At 71.2% G+C, this 15,345-nt stretch carries 13 protein-coding genes; 3 read left to right on the forward strand and 10 right to left on the reverse strand.

The genetic code is table 11. The annotated features are described in order from the left end of the window. Nucleotides 1-56: 56 nt before the first annotated feature. Genes purB through ACWEN0_RS07285 form a run of 6 tightly spaced genes read right to left on the reverse strand, consistent with a single transcriptional unit; the run spans nucleotide 57 to nucleotide 7,571 of the window. Complete coding sequence (gene purB, locus ACWEN0_RS07260; protein ID WP_451969706.1) at nucleotides 57-1,487, reverse strand: adenylosuccinate lyase; 1,431 nt, start codon at nucleotides 1,485-1,487, stop codon at nucleotides 57-59. A 22-nt stretch (nucleotides 1,488-1,509) separates the two neighbouring features. Further along, nucleotides 1,510-2,832 carry an N-acetylmuramoyl-L-alanine amidase gene (locus tag ACWEN0_RS07265; RefSeq protein WP_451969708.1) on the reverse strand — a complete coding sequence of 441 codons (1,323 nt, stop codon included), beginning with the start codon at nucleotides 2,830-2,832 and terminating at the stop codon, nucleotides 1,510-1,512. Then, nucleotides 2,829-3,680, reverse strand: coding sequence for a DUF4380 domain-containing protein (locus ACWEN0_RS07270; protein WP_451969709.1), 852 nt, complete (start codon nucleotides 3,678-3,680; stop codon nucleotides 2,829-2,831). The genes ACWEN0_RS07265 and ACWEN0_RS07270 overlap by 4 nt, the downstream gene beginning before the upstream one ends. Then, on the reverse strand, nucleotides 3,674-4,819 hold the full coding sequence (dgoD, locus tag ACWEN0_RS07275; protein WP_451969711.1) for a galactonate dehydratase: 1,146 nt from the start codon (nucleotides 4,817-4,819) through the stop codon (nucleotides 3,674-3,676). Before dgoD ends, ACWEN0_RS07270 begins: the two co-directional genes overlap by 7 nt. 14 nt (nucleotides 4,820-4,833) lie before the next feature. Then, the gene (locus tag ACWEN0_RS07280; RefSeq protein ID WP_451969713.1) at nucleotides 4,834-5,517 is read right to left on the reverse strand and encodes an SDR family NAD(P)-dependent oxidoreductase; all 684 of its coding nucleotides are present in this window, start codon (nucleotides 5,515-5,517) and stop codon (nucleotides 4,834-4,836) included. 14 nt (nucleotides 5,518-5,531) lie between these two features. Next, complete coding sequence (locus tag ACWEN0_RS07285; protein ID WP_451969715.1) at nucleotides 5,532-7,571, reverse strand: hypothetical protein; 2,040 nt, start codon at nucleotides 7,569-7,571, stop codon at nucleotides 5,532-5,534. Between the two features lie 113 nt (nucleotides 7,572-7,684). Here ACWEN0_RS07285 and ACWEN0_RS07290 point away from each other — a divergent pair, with 113 nt between their 5' ends. The 3 genes from ACWEN0_RS07290 to ACWEN0_RS07300 are packed head-to-tail and all read left to right on the forward strand — an operon-like array spanning nucleotide 7,685 to nucleotide 10,204. Next, on the forward strand, nucleotides 7,685-8,599 hold the full coding sequence (locus ACWEN0_RS07290) for a sugar kinase (protein ID WP_451969717.1): 915 nt from the start codon (nucleotides 7,685-7,687) through the stop codon (nucleotides 8,597-8,599). Beyond that, nucleotides 8,596-9,213: a bifunctional 4-hydroxy-2-oxoglutarate aldolase/2-dehydro-3-deoxy-phosphogluconate aldolase gene (locus tag ACWEN0_RS07295; protein WP_451969719.1), complete on the forward strand. Its 618-nt coding sequence runs from the start codon at nucleotides 8,596-8,598 to the stop codon at nucleotides 9,211-9,213. The genes ACWEN0_RS07290 and ACWEN0_RS07295 overlap by 4 nt, the downstream gene beginning before the upstream one ends. After that, nucleotides 9,206-10,204 (forward strand): lactonase family protein, encoded by a 999-nt coding sequence (locus tag ACWEN0_RS07300; protein ID WP_451969721.1) that lies wholly within the window; start codon nucleotides 9,206-9,208, stop codon nucleotides 10,202-10,204. Before ACWEN0_RS07295 ends, ACWEN0_RS07300 begins: the two co-directional genes overlap by 8 nt. On the opposite strand, the gene ACWEN0_RS07305 is transcribed toward ACWEN0_RS07300, so the two are convergent. The 4 genes from ACWEN0_RS07305 to ACWEN0_RS07320 are packed head-to-tail and all read right to left on the reverse strand — an operon-like array spanning nucleotide 10,156 to nucleotide 15,254. After that, nucleotides 10,156-12,225: an alpha-galactosidase gene (locus ACWEN0_RS07305; RefSeq protein WP_451969723.1), complete on the reverse strand. Its 2,070-nt coding sequence runs from the start codon at nucleotides 12,223-12,225 to the stop codon at nucleotides 10,156-10,158. The genes ACWEN0_RS07300 and ACWEN0_RS07305 overlap by 49 nt on opposite strands. Then, on the reverse strand, nucleotides 12,222-13,040 hold the full coding sequence (locus ACWEN0_RS07310) for a carbohydrate ABC transporter permease (protein WP_451969725.1): 819 nt from the start codon (nucleotides 13,038-13,040) through the stop codon (nucleotides 12,222-12,224). The genes ACWEN0_RS07305 and ACWEN0_RS07310 overlap by 4 nt, the downstream gene beginning before the upstream one ends. Next, entirely contained in the window at nucleotides 13,037-13,954 is a 918-nt protein-coding gene (locus tag ACWEN0_RS07315; protein ID WP_451969727.1) for a carbohydrate ABC transporter permease, read from the reverse strand. Before ACWEN0_RS07315 ends, ACWEN0_RS07310 begins: the two co-directional genes overlap by 4 nt. A gap of 1 nt (nucleotide 13,955) precedes the next feature. Further along, nucleotides 13,956-15,254 carry an ABC transporter substrate-binding protein gene (locus tag ACWEN0_RS07320; protein WP_451969728.1) on the reverse strand — a complete coding sequence of 433 codons (1,299 nt, stop codon included), beginning with the start codon at nucleotides 15,252-15,254 and terminating at the stop codon, nucleotides 13,956-13,958. Between the last annotated feature and the right edge of the window lie 91 nt (nucleotides 15,255-15,345).

Consider the following 15,345-nt stretch of genomic DNA (forward strand, 5'->3'; position numbering starts at 1 on the left):
TAGGGATTTCGCCCGTTCGAGTGGATTCGTTCCATTCCGTGGACGGGTGCGTCAGCTCACAGGATCGGCTGGGGCGCATACCCCGCGGCCTCCGGGAACCGCTCGAGGACCTCGGCGACGCGCGCGGCCACCTGCTCGACCTGACGGCCCGCCGTCCCGGTGAACGAGATCCGGTCGGCGAGCAGTTTGTCGAGCTCGCCGCGGTCGAGCGGGATACGCTCGTCGGCCGCGAGCCGGTCGAGCAGGTCGTTTTCGGCGAGACCGCGCTCGCGCATTTCCAGCGCGACGGCGACGGCGTTCTCCTTGATGGCTTCGTGAGCCGTCTCACGGCCGACGCCCGCCCGGACCGAGGCCATCAGCACCTTCGTCGTGGTCAGGAACGGCAGGTAGCGATCAAGCTCACGCTCGATCACCGCCGGGAAGGCGCCGAACTCGGCCAGGACCGTGAGGAACGTCTCCAGCAGGCCGTCGAGCGCGAAGAACGCGTCCGGCAGCGCGACGCGGCGGACGACCGAGTCGGAGACGTCGCCCTCGTTCCACTGGTCGCCGGCCAGCTCGCCGATCATCGACAGGTAGCCGCGCAGCACCACGGCGAGGCCGTTCACGCGCTCGCACGAGCGGGTGTTCATCTTGTGCGGCATGGCGGACGAGCCGACCTGGCCGGGCTTGAAGCCCTCGGTGACCAGCTCGTGGCCCGCCATCAGCCGGATCGTCTTGGCCAGGCTGGACGGCGCCGCGGCGAGCTGGACCACAGTGGACAGCACGTCGAAGTCGAGCGAGCGCGGGTACACCTGGCCGACGCTGACGAACCGCTGCCCGAACCCGAGGTGCCGCATCACACGGTCCTCCAGGTCGTCCAAAGTGGACTCGTCGCCGAGCAGGTCGAGCATGTCCTGCGCGGTGCCGACCGGGCCCTTGATGCCGCGCAGCGGGTAGCGCTCGATGAGGTTCTCGAGCCGGGCGAAGGCGACGAGCAGCTCGTCGGCCGCCGTGGCGAACCGCTTGCCCAGCGTGGTGGCCTGCGCGGCGACGTTGTGCGAGCGCCCGGCCATGACGGTGTCGGCGTGCTCGACCGCGAGGGCGGCCAGCCGCGCGAGCACCGCCGCGACGCGCGTGCGCATCAGCTCCAGCGAGCGGAGCAGCTGGAGCTGCTCGACGTTCTCGGTGAGGTCGCGCGACGTCATGCCCTTGTGGATGTGCTCCTGGCCGGCGAGGTCGCTGAACTCCTCGATGCGCGCCTTGACGTCGTGACGGGTGACCCGCTCCCGGGCGGCGATCGACTCGAGGTCGACGTTCTCGAGGACGCCCTGGTAGGCCTCGACGACGCCGTCGGGCACGTCGACGCCGAGGTCCTTCTGCGCCTGGAGCACAGCGATCCAGAGCTGCCGCTCCAGGACGACCTTCTGCTCCGGCGACCAGAGCCGGACCAGCTCCGGCGAGGCGTAGCGGGCGGCGAGCACGTTCGGAATGCGGGGCTTGTCCGTCACGCCCTCACGATACCTGCGCAGGTCAGCCGGGCCGCACGTCGGACGCCTTCACGTAGACGAGCCGGTGGTTGTAGGAGACCTGGAGGTACGTCGCCGCGCCGGTGACCAGCGTGTGGTTGGCCGGGACGTCCGCCGGGTCGAACCGCGCGTAGTAGTTCTCCGCCCGGAACTCCCCGGTGACGACGTAGCGCTGGCCCGCGGGCAGCGTCCAGGGGACGGCACCGACCGTCCAGATCGGGTCGAACGGGATGTCCGACGGGTACTCGGCCTGCTCGGGGAAGGCGCGGCCGTACAGCGGCGCCGGGGAGGACGCCGTCGCCAGCCGGGCGCGGGCCGGAACGGTCACGCGGTGGCCCGGGTTCGCGAACCACGCCTTCTGGCCGCCGTACCAGATCGCCGTCCAGTCGCCCTGCTCACCGGCGAGCGCGTACGTGCGGCCCGCGACGGCTTTGTCGCTCCAGTCGTCGATCGCCGTCGTGCCCGGCGAGCCGTCCGGGTGCACCACGGCGTCGGTGATCAGCGGCGAGGCCTCGTCCGGCGCGGTGTGCAGGTAGACGAAGTTCGCGCCGTGCGCGGGCAACGGCGTGCAGGTGCTGCCGGTGCAGGTGGTCATCGGCGGCTGGTTGGCCGCGTAGTCCGGGTTGATCGTGACGGCCTGGTCTCCACCCTGCTGGGCCGGCGCGCCGAGCAGGTCCATGTAGTGGTTCCAGTCCCAGTACGGGCCCGGGTCCCAGTGCGCGGCGGCGAAGTTCGCCGTGCGCTCGCGCGAAACGTCCTCGTGGCCCAGGATGTGCTGCCGGTCCAGCGGGATGTGGTACTTCGCCGCCAGGTAGCGCACCAGGTCCGCGGAGGCGCGGTACATCTGCTCGGTGTACCAGGTACCGCCCTGCGCCGCGATGCCTTCGTGCTCGATGCCGATCGAGTGCTCGTTCATCGTCCAGTTGCCGGCGTGCCAGGCGACGTCCTTCGTCGGCACCATCTGCGTCACCTGGCCGTCGGAGGAGCGGATCACGTAGTGCGCGCTCGATCCGCTCGACGGCTTCTGGAAGGTCGCGATGGCCTGGTCGTACGGGCTCGCGCCGCTGCCGGGGACGCTTTCGGTGTCGTGAATGACGATGTACTGGATCTCCTGGCCGTCGGCGGTCCGGTCCGCCGGGTCGTAGTTGCCGTAGTCGTTGGCGTTGCCGTGGTCGTCGCTCGCCCAGTCGTACGCCGCCGGCACGAGACGGCAGTCCAGGTTCGCCGGGCACTCCGGCGCTTCGCCGGCGTGGGCGGTGACGGGGACGGCGGCCGAAAACACCAGCGCGAACACCGCGGCGGTCAGGCTTTTGACGGTGAAGGTCACACGTCATCCTCCCGGACCGTGGCGCGAAGGGACAACTCGGCCGAAGCGCCCGGCGCCAGCGTCGTCAGCGGCCCGAGGACCTCGAGTTCGACGATCCGCGCGGGCGGGTCGAGGTCGCCCAGCTCGGCCAGCGGCGACGGCAGCGGGTGCTCCAGCCAGATCTCCAGCGGCGAGCCCCGGTCCGGGTACTCGCCGGCCGGGTCCACGGCGAACGACAGCGTCAACGCGCCGTAGGACACCCAGCCCGCGGTGCCCGGCACGCCGAGCTTGCCGACGACGTCCTGCGGCGGCACGACCAGCCGGTCACCGTCCACTGTGTACTCCGGTGTACCGGTGCCGGAGACCAGCGCGACGACGTCCGGCCGGGCGAGGCCCGCCGTGACCGTGCCGCCGCCGGGCAGCTGGGTCACGTTCCACAGTGCCCACCGGACCGGGTGCCCGGCCGTGTTCGAGGCGCGCAGGTCCAGCCGGTAGCCGTCGTCGAGGATCGTGATCGCGCGGGTGAGGCGCAGGCCGGTGCGCGGGTCCGGGGCGCTGGTCATGGTCACCGTGTCGCCGTCGACGACCGCGGTGTAGGGGCCGGAGTCGAGGACCGGGTCCGGCGGGCCCGCCCATTCCCCGGGGCCGGACCAGCCCTGCGGCGCGGGCCACGTCTTGTCGCCACCGTAGTTGACCCAGTCGCCCATCCGGCCGGAGTTCGGCGCGTACTCACCGCGGAGGTCGTCGGCCAGGAGATCGGCGTTGCGCCAGAGCAGCTCCACGCCCCGACGGGAAACCGAAAGCAGTCGGCCGCCGAGCTCCGGGACCAGCCCGAGCCGCAGGTCGCCGCGCTCGAGCCAGGTCACCATTCGGCGAGACCGCCGTCGTCGTGCCGCCACACCGGCGAACGCCAGCTGTGCCCGACCTCGTCGGCGCGGCGGACGGCCGCTTCGTCGACCTCGATGCCGAGCCCGGGTTCGAGCGGACGCGCCGCGTAGCCGTCCTGGAAGGCGAAGACGGACGGATCCACGAGGTACTGGTGCTCCTGACCTTCGTGGTAGTGCATGCCGACGCTCTGTTCCTGGATCAGGAAGTTCGGCGTCGCGAAGGCGACCTGCAGCGACGCTGCGAGGGAAATCGGCCCGAGTGGACAGTGCGGGGCGAGCGCGGCGCCGTACATCTCGGCCAGCGCGCCGATGCGGCGCAGCTCGGAGATGCCGCCGGCGTGCGACGGGTCCGGCTGCGCGACCGCGACCCCGGCGTCGAGCACCGGCTTGAACTCCCAGCGCGAGTACAGCCGCTCGCCGACCGCGATCGGCACGGTCGACGCCTCGACGATCGACCGCAGCGCGTCGCCCTGCGTCTCCGGCAGGATCGGCTCTTCGACGAACATCGGCTGGACGTCTTCGAGCAGCTTCACCAGCCGGCGCGCCATCGCGGGCGAGACGCGGCCGTGGAAGTCGATCGCGAGGTCGCGGTGCGGGCCGAGCACCTCCCGCGCTTCCCACGCGCGCGCCACCGCCGCGTCGGCTTCGGCGGGCGACGCGATCGCGGTCAGCGGGCCGGCGACGTTCATCTTCACCGCCGTGAACCCGGCCTCGACCTGCGCGGACACGGCTTCGCGGATGCCGGACGGCCGGTCGCCGCCGACCCAGCTGTAGACCCGGACGCGGTCGCGCACCGGGCCGCCGAGCAGCTCGTGCACGGGCGCGTCGCGGACCTTGCCGGCGATGTCCCACAGCGCGTGGTCGTACCCGGCCAAGGCACTGGAGAGCACCGGCCCGCCGCGGTAGAACCCGCCGCGACGCAGCACCTGCCAGTGGTCCTCGATGCGCAGCGGGTCCTGGCCGATCAGCAGCTCGGACAGCTCGTGCACGGCCGCGCGCACGGTCTCCGCACGGCCCTCGACCACGGGCTCGCCCCAGCCGCTGACCCCCTCGTCCGTGCTGACCTTGAGGAACAGCCAGCGCGGCGCGACCAGAAACGTTTCAACTCCGGTGATTTTCACCCGTTGTCCCCCATCTACGCGGAATCCTTGGCGGCGGACCAGCCACCGTCGACGGTCAGCTCGGCCCCGGTGACGAACGACGCTGCGTCCGACAGCAGGAACGCGATCACGTTCGCCACCTCGTCCGGCTGCCCGAGCCGGCCCGCGGGCGTCGCCCGGGCGCTGCGCTCACGGTCTTCCGGCGAGATGCGGTTCCAGGCCTCGGTGAGCACCGGCCCCGGCAGCACGGAGTTGACGCGCACGCCGGGGGCGTATTCGACGGCCAGCTGCCGGGCCAGCGCGACCAGCGCGCCCTTGCTCGCGGCGTACGCGGGGTGGCCCGGCAGCCCGAAGTGCGCGTGCACCGACGAGACCAGCACGACCGCGCCGCGCCGCGCCCGCAGCGACGGCAGGCAGGCCTTCAGGGCGAGGTACGTGCCGGTCAGGTTGACGTCGAGCTGGCGCTCCCACTCGGCCCGTCCGATCTCGTGCAACGGCCCGGTGCTGGGCACGTAGGCGTTGCTGACCAGGGCGTCGACCTCGCCGATGGCGGCCCACGTCGTCTCGTCGCTGACCGATCCCCGGATCGGCACCACACCGTCGGGGAGTTCGGCGATGTCCACGCCCAGCACGCGGTAGCCGTCGTCGAGGAGCTTCCGGGCCGTCGCCAGCCCGATCCCGGACGCCGCTCCGGTCACCACCGCCGTACGCGTGGACATCGCCTTCTCCGTTCCTAGAACCTGGCTACGTGGACATGGTCGTCCGGACCCCGCGCGGCGAACCACAGCGACGCGCCGTCCGACGCCGCGCCGAGGGTGCCCACGATGCTCCCGCTCGGGTACTCCGGCCGTTTGAACCAGCCGGCCCACGAGCCGGTCCAGTCGTTCGCCCACAGCGTGTAGTCGCTCGCAGACGCCGTCAGCGCTACTTTCGCGCCAGCCGCGACCAGCGTCGGGCTGCTGCTGACGGTGCCGCCGATGGACGTCCAGTCCGACCACGTGCCGCCGGTCTTCGTGCGCACCGAGACGCTGTCGTCCGCGGTCCGGACCGCGACGACGGTGCCGCTGCTCGACGTCGCCGCGCCCGGCCGGCCGTAGATCGGCTTGCCGCCGGGGGCACCGAGACCGGACCACCGGCCGTCCGCGGTCCGCTGCCAGACCTGCCCGTCGGCACCGCGGACGAAGACCGTGCCGTCGCTGGTCACGGAAGGCGAATCGGTGAGCGTGCCGCCGAGCCGCTGCCAGTCGCCCCAGCGCTGGGCGTAACTGCGCTTGTAGAGGGCGTTGTCGAGGCCGCGGACGAAGACGTCGAGGCCGGCCGGCGTGGCGATCGCGGCGGGCTGGCCGAGGAACCTGCCGCCCACCTGACGCGGCCCGTCCAGGCCCGTGACCTGTAGCGACCCGCCCTGGTCGCGGAAGAACGTGACGGTCTTGCCGCCGGTGCGGACGATCGCCGGGCTCGCCGACGCGGTCCCGCCGAGGTCGTCGCCCGGGACGAGATCGGTGCCGTGCAGGCGCAGGAACGCCGTGCCGTGCGCGGGCACGGTGACCGCGTACGAGCCGGTCGCGCTGCCGCGGTCGGCGCGGGCACGCAGGTCGCGAACGGACACCCGGCCGCTGAGCCCCGCGTCGGCGAAGTTCAGCGTCATCCGCGTCGGCGCCGCGCCGCGGTTGAGCAGCACGACCGCCCGGTCGCCACGCTGGGAGAGGACTTTGCTGTAGGTGTCGGTGGTGCCGGTCGTGGCGACGCGGACGCCCTGGATGCCCAGCCGGTCCTGGTTGACGCCGATGATCTCCGGGTTCTTCAACGTCTTCAGCATCGACGCGGGCAGCGTGCGCGGGTCCGAGCCGAGGATCAGCGGGGAGGCCATCTCCGACCACATGACGAACTGGGTGGTCGACTCCTCCTCGTTCAGCTCGTACGTGCCCTGCTCGGTCTTGCGCATCGGGATGAGGTAGTCGGGGTCGTTGTAGTGACCCGGCCCGTTCGCCTCGGGGTGCGCGGCGTTGGCGTCCATGTTGCGCAGGACGTCCGTCCAGATGCCCTCGTACGGCGTGCCGAAGGCGATGTCCGTGCTGGTGCGCCAGGAGTCGGCGACGAGCGGGCCGTAGCTGTAGGCGATGCCGGCGACCTGGTCGGGCCCGTGCGGGGTGCCCCACTCGTCGGTGACCGGGTTGCAGACGTTGAGCACCATCGGCCGGCCCGCCTTGGCGAGGGCCTGGCTGAACTGCGTGAACGCCTCGGCGGGCTTGAGGTTCTGCGCGATGCCGCAGAGGAAGTCGACCTTGACGGCGTCGAACTTCCAGCTCGCGAACCGCTTGGTGTCCTGCTCGTAGTAGCCGCCGGAGCCGGCCGCGCAGTTCTTGCCGTCGGAGGCGCCCGCGTCGGTGTAGATGCCAGCCTTCAGCCCGCGGTCGTGCACGTACTGGACCAAAGTGGACAGTCCACTCGGGAACTTCGCGGCGTCCTCGTGCAGGTTTCCCTGGGCGTCACGCGGGTCCGGGGCGGTCCAGCCGCCGTCGATCCAGACGTAGCGGTAGCCGGCGTCGCGCAGGCCGCTGGAGACGAGGAAGTCCGCGACGGACTTCACCGACGCCTCGCTGGGCGCGCCGAGGCCGTAGTAGGTGTTCCAGCCCATGTACGGGGTCTTCGCGACCCCGCTGTCGTAGTAGTCGGGTGCGCCTTGGTCCACGGCCGGGGTCGCTTGGGCGGGAGCCGCGGTGACCGCGGCCGCCATCGCGGCGACCACCGCCAGAGTTCTCTTGAAGAGCATGTGCCGGACGCCTTTCTCCGGTGAACTGCGAGCCGGGAGCAGCATGCCGGGGTGGCTCCACCGCCGTCAAGAATAAATCCTAAATTAAGATTTCACGCGCTATGCTGTCCGCGATGAACACCGAAGTCGTCACCCTCGGCGAAGCGATGCGGCTGCTGCTCGCCGAGCCCGGCGTCGCACTGCGGCGCGCCCGCACCTTCACGTCGTCCGTCGCCGGCGCCGAGACCACCGTCTCGGTCGGCCTGGCCCGGCTCGGCCACCGCGTCCGCTGGCTGAGCCGCGTCGGCGGCGACCCGTCCGGCACGCACGTGCTCGCGACCCTGCGCGCCGACGACGTCGACGTCTCGCGCGTCGAAGTCGACCCGGACGGCTTCACCGGGTTCCTGATCCGGGACACCGAGACGGTCGAGTACCACCGAAGCGGCTCCGCTGCTTCGCGTCTCTCCGCCGCGTACGTGCGCGAAGCGGGTCTCGACGGCGCTCGGCTCGTCCACGTCTCGGGGATCACAGCGATGCTGTCGTCCGACGCGCGCGAAGCCGTCGAAGCGCTCTTCACGCTCGCACGTGCTTCGGGCGCTTGGGTGTCCTTCGACCCGAACGTCCGGCTGAAGCTCGCGCACCCGGACCGCTGGCGCGACACCGTCGGGCCCTTGCTGAGCAGAGCGGATCTGGTCTTCGCCGGCGAAGAAGAGCTCGAACTGCTCGGGCAGACGCCGGACGCGCTGCTCGCGGGCCGGGCGCAGACGGTGGTCGTCAAGCAGCGGGACAAGGTCGCGCGGGCGGTCACGGCGGACGGCTCGTGGGCGCAGCCGAGCCTGGTCACCCGGGTCGTCGACGCCGTCGGCGCGGGTGACGCGCTGACCGCGGGGTACCTGTCGGCGTGGCTGCGGGGCAGCGACCCGGCCGGGGCACTGCGCGCCGGCGCGGCCTGCGCGGCACTGGTCGTCGGCCGGCGGACCGACCTCGAAGGCCTGCCCGACCGGCGCGAACTCACCAAGACACTGCTCGGCACGGAGGTGGACCGATGACCTATCGCTGGGAAGTCACGGCGAACGCGCTACGCCAGGGCGTCGTCGGGATCGTGCGCACGCACGACGCGGAGTCCGCGGTGGAGGCCGCGCGCGCGGCCCTGGAAGCGGGGCTGCGCTCGATCGAACTGCCGCTGACGAACCCGGGCGCGCTCGACGCGATCTCGGGCCTTTCCGCGGCCTACCCGGACGCGACGATCGGCGCCGGCACGGTGCTCGACGAGGCGTCGGCGGTGCTGGCGATCCGCGCGGGCGCGCGGTTCCTGGTGTCGCCGTCGGTGGACGCGGCGGTGATCCGCACCGCTCACCGGTACGGCGCGGCGGCGTTCCCCGGCGCGGGTTCGGTGACGGAAATCGTGCGGGCGCTGGAAGAAGGCGCCGACGCGGTGAAGGTGTTCCCGGCTTCGGCGTTGCGGCCGTCGTGGGTGAAGGACGTGCGGGCGGCGCTGCCACAGGCGCCGTTGGTGCCCACCGGCGGCATCGGACCCGAGGACGTGCCACAGTGGCTGGCGGCGGGCGCGGTGGCCTGCGGGGTCGGCTCGGCGCTGACCCGCGGCACCACCGCGGAGATCTCCGCCCGGGTCGAGACGCTGGTGAGGAGCGCGCATGGCTGAGCTGGTCTTCGTCGGGTGCTACACGGGTGACGCGGGGAACGGCCGCGGGATCACGACGTTCTCGCGGGCCGCCACCGGCGAGTTGCGCGAGGTGGCTTCGCTGCCGCTGGAGTCACCGTCGTGGCTGGTGCGCCACCCGTCGTTGCCCGTGCTGTACGCCGTGAACGAGATGACGACCGGCTCGGTGACGGCGTTGTCGATCTCTCCCTCGGGCGCGCTGTCGGTCCTGGGGACGGCGGAGACGGGCGGCGCACACCCGTGCCACCTGGCGGTGACGCCGGACGGCCGGTTCCTGCTGTGCGCCAACTACACCGGCGGCAGCCTGGCGGTGTTCTCGCTGTCGTCGTCGGGCGCGGTCGTTTCCCGGACGGCCCTGGTCCAGCACACCGGCAGCGGCCCGGACGCCGCCCGCCAGGAGGCGGCGCACGTCCACATGGCGGTCCCGGGCGACGGCATCGTGAGCGCGGTCGACCTCGGCACGGACGAAATCCGCAGCTACACGCTGTCTTCGTCGGGCACCCTCGAGCTGCTCGCGGTCTCGCCGATGCCGGCGGGCACGGGCCCGCGCCAGCTGGTGCGCCGGCCGGGCACCGACCTGGCGTACGTGGTCGGCGAGCTGGCGGGCACCGTGGCGACGGTTCGCGAGACCTCGCCGGGGGCGTTCGAGGTCGTGTCGGTCACGCCTTCGACGCTGTCTGCGGTGACACCGAACCTGGTGGCCCACCTGGAGCTGAGCGACGCGCGCATGTACGTCTCGAACCGCGGTCCGGACTGCGTGACGGAGTTCGCCCTGGACGAGGCGTTGGCTGTGGCCGACCAGCCGTGCGGCGCGAACCCGCGGCACTTCGCCCTGGTGGACGGGACGTGTTACGTGGCGGCCCAGTCGGATGACGCGGTCACGGCGTTCACGTTGACGGCTTCGGGGGAAGCGGACTTGAAGTACTACCCGACCGGCTCGCCGACCTTCGTGCTGCCGGTTTCGCTGCCCTGACGTCGGAGCACGACCACATCGGCGTCGTGTGAGGTGGTCCAGTCGAACGGGAGGCCCGCGTACTTCAGGTGTGCACCCGAGTAGCGGGCGCCCGACCCGTCCACATAGGACGAATCCGGGTGCACATCGAGCCGTACTCGGGACGACCGCGCCGGGGTCAAGGGGGCGCCGGTCAGTGGGCCCGTGCTCCACGCCAGCACGACGAGCGTGTCGCCGTCCTCGGACGTGTACTGCGTTGCCGCCGTCGGAGAAGTCGGGCCCGCCAGGACCCGTGCGGTGCCGTGGTGGATGACGTCGCGGATCTCCTTGTACACGCTTATCAGCGACGCTGCTTCCGCGTGCTGGGAGGGTGTCCACCGCGAGAGGTCCGCGCCGATGCCCAGGACTCCGGCCATCGCCGTCACGAAGCGGAACCGCAGGGACCGGGGGCGCGGGTCGAAGGTGCCCGGGGCGTCCGTCACCCACGAGCTCATCAGGTGCGGTGCGTGCATCAGCAGGAACCCGTCCTGGATCGCGAGGCGGTCCAGGGGGCCCGTGTTGTCGCTCGGCCACACGACGTCCGTGCGCGCGACCGTCGCCAGGTCAGTGCGGCCGCCGCCGCCTGCGCACGCCTCGATCGTGACGTGCGGGTGTGCCGCGCGCAGGTGGTCCAGCACCGACAGGTAGCCGGCCACGTGCTCGGCGTCCAAGTCCGCGTGCGGGGCACCCGGGCGGCCGCGCTCGGTCGGCGGGCGGTTCATGTCCCACTTCAGGTACGAGATCGGGTATGTCGTGAGCAGGGAATCCAAAGTGGACCTGACAAACGAGACGACTTCCGGGAGGCCGAGGTCCAGCAGCAGCTGGTTGCGGATCAGCGTCAGCGGACGCCCGTCGATCCGGTACACCCAGTCCGGGTGCGACGCGTAGAGCCGCGACTTCGGGCTGACGGCCTCGGGTTCGACCCACAGCCCGAACTCCAGGCCCAGCTCCCGCACCGCGTCGACGAACGCGCCGAACGACTCCTCCGCGGGCGTCCAGTCGCCCAGGCCGCCCGTGTCGTCGTCGCGGCCGGTGAACCAGCCGTCGTCGACCACGAACAGCTCGACGCCGATGTCCGCCGCCCGTTTCGCCAGCTCCAGCTGGGGTGCGCTCCGGACGTCGAAGCCGGTCGCCTCCCAGGAGTTGTAGAGCACCGGGCGCGGCCGTCGCCACCGGGAACCGGCCAGCACGCGGTCGTAGTCGTGCCACACCGCAGCCAGTCCGGCGAGTCCGTCCACACTGGACGCCAGCGCGACCGCCGGGGTCGCCAGCGAAGCTCCGGGTTCCAGGACGACCGGTCCCGGCGAAGGCAGCCGGCCGGCCCGGACGCGGGTCAGGCCTGAGGGCTCCACGTCGGCTTCGACGGACCACGAGCCCGGCCATTCCAGGGAGACGCCGTACGCGGGACCGCCGGAGGCGTCCTGCACCGCCAGCCACGGGACGTGCGCGTGCCCGGGGACCCCGAACCGGCTTTCCATCCGGAACCCGCCTGCGGGCAGGGAAACCGTCCGCCGGGTGAACTCCTGCGACCACTGCCCGGTCAGGTAGGTCAGCCGAGCACCGGACACCGTCGGCACGCACACCCCCGCGGAGCCGAGGCGGTCGAACTCCAGTGGCGCGGAACCCGTGTTCGTGAACTCGACCCACCGCGTGAGCACGTCCGTTTCGGGCACCGGCCGGTAGCAGAGCGTCGCGCGCAACCCCGAGACTTCGTCCACAAAGGTCAGCCGCACCGAGTCGGCCGAAGACGCCGAGTCGAACCGCCACCACGAGCCGCCGCGGACCGAGACGTCCGCGCCGGAGAACGGGCGCAGGCCCAGCGGGGCGTACTCGACCGGCGCCGCGTCGGCCTCGGTGATGAAGTGGACCGCACCGGCGTTGGCGAACACCGACGGCCCGTCTTCGACCCCGTGCGGGCCCCACGCGACGAGTTCGGCCCACCGCGAAGAAGGGTCCAGTGCCACCGTGTAGGACGTCGTCGCGAGCCGCACGGTCCACGTCACTTGATCGCCCCGATCGCGAGTCCGGAAATGAAGTGCTTCTGGAAGCGCAGGAACACCGCGACCGTCGGGACGGCCGCGATCACCGAGCCGGCCGCGACGACGTTCCAGTTGGACACGTACTGGCCCTGCAGGCCGAGCAGCGCCGGCGTCACCGGCATCACCGTGCCGGTGCGCAGCACGGTGATCGACCACAGCAGGTCGTTGAACGTCCAGGTGAACGCCAGCGCCCCCAAGGCCGCCAGTGCCGGGCGGGTCATCGGCAGGATGATCCGCCAGAAGATCTGCGCGACGCCGGCGCCGTCGATCAGCGCCGCCTGCTGGATCTCGCCGGGGATCGAGCGCATGAACCCCTGCAGCACGAACGTGTAGAAGCCGAGCCCGAACCCGACCTGCACGACGATCAGCGCGGTGAGCGTGTCGTAGATGCCCAGCAGTTCGGCCAGCTTCGCCACCGGCACGAGCAGGATCTGCGGGGGCAGCAGGTTTCCGGCCAGCATCACCAGGATGATCGTGCGGCGGAACGGGATCCGGTACCGGCTGAGCGCGAACGCGGCCGCCGAACTCAGCAGGAGCGCGAGCAGCACGGTCGGGATCGTCACGACGAGGCTGTTCAGCATCGCGTGCCCGCCGCCGCCGTCACCCCACGCCTGCCCGAAACCGTCCAAGGTGAACGACCCCGGCAGCGCGCCGAGACCGTTCGACGCGATGTCCGAAAAGGACCGGACGCTCGTCGTCAGCACCAGCAGGATCGGCAGCAGCCACAGCACCGCGAGCCCACCGGCCAGGAGGTGGAAGCCGAAGGTCCGCGTCTTCACGAGTCCTCCCCGAAGGCACGCACGAGGTAGGTCACGATCACGCCGAACGCCAGCACGAAGATCACCACGGCCAGCGCGGACGCGTAGCCGAGCCGCAGCGACTGGAACGCCGTCGCGTACATGTACGTGCTGAGCAGCTCGGACGAGTGGTACGGCCCGCCCTTCGTCATCGACCACACGACGTCGAACGAGCGCAACGAGTCGATGATGATCACGGACAACACCACGGAGTTGACGCTGCGCAGCTGCGGCCACGTCACGTTGCGGAACTGCTGCCAGGCCGTGGCACCGTCCAGTTTGGCCGCTTCGTACAGCACCGGGTCGATCCCCTTGAGGCCGGCCAGGTACAGCACCATGACGTAGCCGAGCTGCCGCCACAGCGCCGGGACGAGCACCGCGTACAGCGCGGTCTTCGGGTCGGCGAGCCACGAATGCTGCAAGCTGCCGAGCCCGACCGCGCCGAGCACCTTGTTGAAGACGCCGTCCGGCTGGTAGATCACCTGCCAGATCAGCGACGTCGCGACCAGCGAAAACACCACCGGCGTGAACAGCGCGGCCCGGTAGAACCCCACGCCGCGCCGTTCGCGCTGCAGCAACGTCGCCAGCGCGAGCCCGCCGACCGCCGAGAGCCCGCCGAAGAGCACGAGCCAGATCACCGTGTCCAGGGCCGCGGTCTTGAAGATGTCGTCGGAGAACATCTCGGCGAAGTTCCCGAGGCCGACGAAGACCGGTGCCGAGACGCCGTCCCAGTTCGTCAGCGCCAGGTAGAAGCCCTGCAGCGCGGGCCAGAACACCCAAAACCCCTCGACCACCAGGGGCGCCAGGACGAAAGCCAGCAGCACGGGCGAGAGCCGGCGGCGGGTTCTACGCACTTTCGCCGCTGTCTTCGGCCGGTCCGCGGTCAGCACCGCCATGTCAGGACTGCCAGACCTTCTGCGCGGCGGTCTGCCAGTCGCTGAGGATCGAGTCGAGCTCGTTCGGCTTCTGGATGAACCGGATCAACGCGGCGTCGGCCGTCGGCTGCAGGGCGTCGGAGGAGTCGCGGTTGAAGAACTGCGTGATCTCCTTGGCGTCGCTCAGCAGCTTCCGTCCCTTTCGGACCAACGGCGTCCCGGCGTCCTTCGCGGACGGGTTGGCCGGCAGCACCGTGCCGGAGGAGTTCTTGATGTACAGCTCCTGCGCCTCGGCCGTCGCGACGTACTTGAACCACTCCTTGACCTCGGCGACGTGCGGGGTGCGCGCACTGGCGAAGAAGCCGTCGGTCGGGCCTTCCTCGGCCACCGGCACGGCCGGGTCGAGGATCGGGAACTGGAAGAAGTCGAGGTCGTCGAGTGCGTCCTTCGGCGCGGCGTCGGCGAAGAACGTGCCGGTCAGGACCATGCCGGTGCGGCCCTGGAGCAGCACGGTCGTGGCGTCCTGGAACGCGATCGCGGTGCCGTTCGGGTCGAAGTACGGCAGGGCCTGACGCCACGGGTCGAAGATCTTCTTGACGCGCGCGTCGTCGAAGCGCTGCTTGCCGGCCAGCAGCTCACGGTGGAAGGGCGCGCCGTTGATCCGGATGTCGAGGTAGTCGAACCAGGCGGACGCGGTCCACGGCGTGGTGCCGCCCGCGCCGAGGCCGATCGGCGCGATTCCCTTGCCCTTCAACGTTTCGCACAGCGCGAGGAACTCGGTCCAGTTCGCCGGCGGCTGCACGCCCCACTTGGCGAAGTTGGACTTCCGGTAGAAGAAGCCCCACCAGTAGTACGACGTCGGGACGAAGACCTGGTGGCCGGCGCCGTCACCGGAGAGGTTCCGGAAGGCGGCGCTGTAGTTGCCCATGGTCTGCCAGACGTCGCCGACGTCGAGGAGCAGGCCCTTGCGGGCGTAGCCGGACAGCAGCGAGCCCGGGTACCACGTGTAGGTGTCCGGCGGGTTGGCCGCGGTGAGGTAGCTGGGCAGCTGGGTGCGGAAGGTTTCCGAGGCCACGGTGTTGACCGTGGCCGTCGCGCCGCCCTTGGCGCCGAACGCCTGGGCCAGCGCCTCGATCGCCTTCTTCGCCTCGGGTGAGGACAGGTTCGACTGGACGGTGACCGCGCCGGCGGCCTGCTTGACCGGGCCGGAGTTCGCGGAGGTGGCGCACGCGGCGAGGAAGCCGGACGAGCCGATGGCGCCCAGCCCGGCCAGGCTCGCGTTGCGCAGGAAACGACGGCGGGACAGGCCTGCACTCGTCATGTCGTGACCCCTTTGTCGGTGGCGCCCGCTCGGGCGTTACTGCTGCCAAAGAGTGCAACCGGGCGACGCCGGTGTCAAGATGTATTCATAA

The sequence above is a fragment of the Amycolatopsis sp. NPDC004378 genome, from assembly GCF_053602455.1.

What these genes read in the sequence shown, in the direction of transcription:
- ACWEN0_RS07290 (WP_451969717.1), top strand. Translation starts at nt 7,685, where the DNA reads ATGAACACCGAAGTCGTCACCCTCGGCGAAGCGATGCGGCTGCTGCTC.
- ACWEN0_RS07295 (WP_451969719.1), top strand. Translation starts at nt 8,596, where the DNA reads ATGACCTATCGCTGGGAAGTCACGGCGAACGCGCTACGCCAGGGCGTC.
- ACWEN0_RS07315 (WP_451969727.1), bottom strand. Translation starts at nt 13,954, where the DNA reads ATGGCGGTGCTGACCGCGGACCGGCCGAAGACAGCGGCGAAAGTGCGT.
- ACWEN0_RS07270 (WP_451969709.1), bottom strand. Translation starts at nt 3,680, where the DNA reads ATGGTGACCTGGCTCGAGCGCGGCGACCTGCGGCTCGGGCTGGTCCCG.
- ACWEN0_RS07320 (WP_451969728.1), bottom strand. Translation starts at nt 15,254, where the DNA reads ATGACGAGTGCAGGCCTGTCCCGCCGTCGTTTCCTGCGCAACGCGAGC.
- ACWEN0_RS07300 (WP_451969721.1), top strand. Translation starts at nt 9,206, where the DNA reads ATGGCTGAGCTGGTCTTCGTCGGGTGCTACACGGGTGACGCGGGGAAC.
- ACWEN0_RS07285 (WP_451969715.1), bottom strand. Translation starts at nt 7,571, where the DNA reads ATGCTCTTCAAGAGAACTCTGGCGGTGGTCGCCGCGATGGCGGCCGCG.
- ACWEN0_RS07280 (WP_451969713.1), bottom strand. Translation starts at nt 5,517, where the DNA reads ATGTCCACGCGTACGGCGGTGGTGACCGGAGCGGCGTCCGGGATCGGG.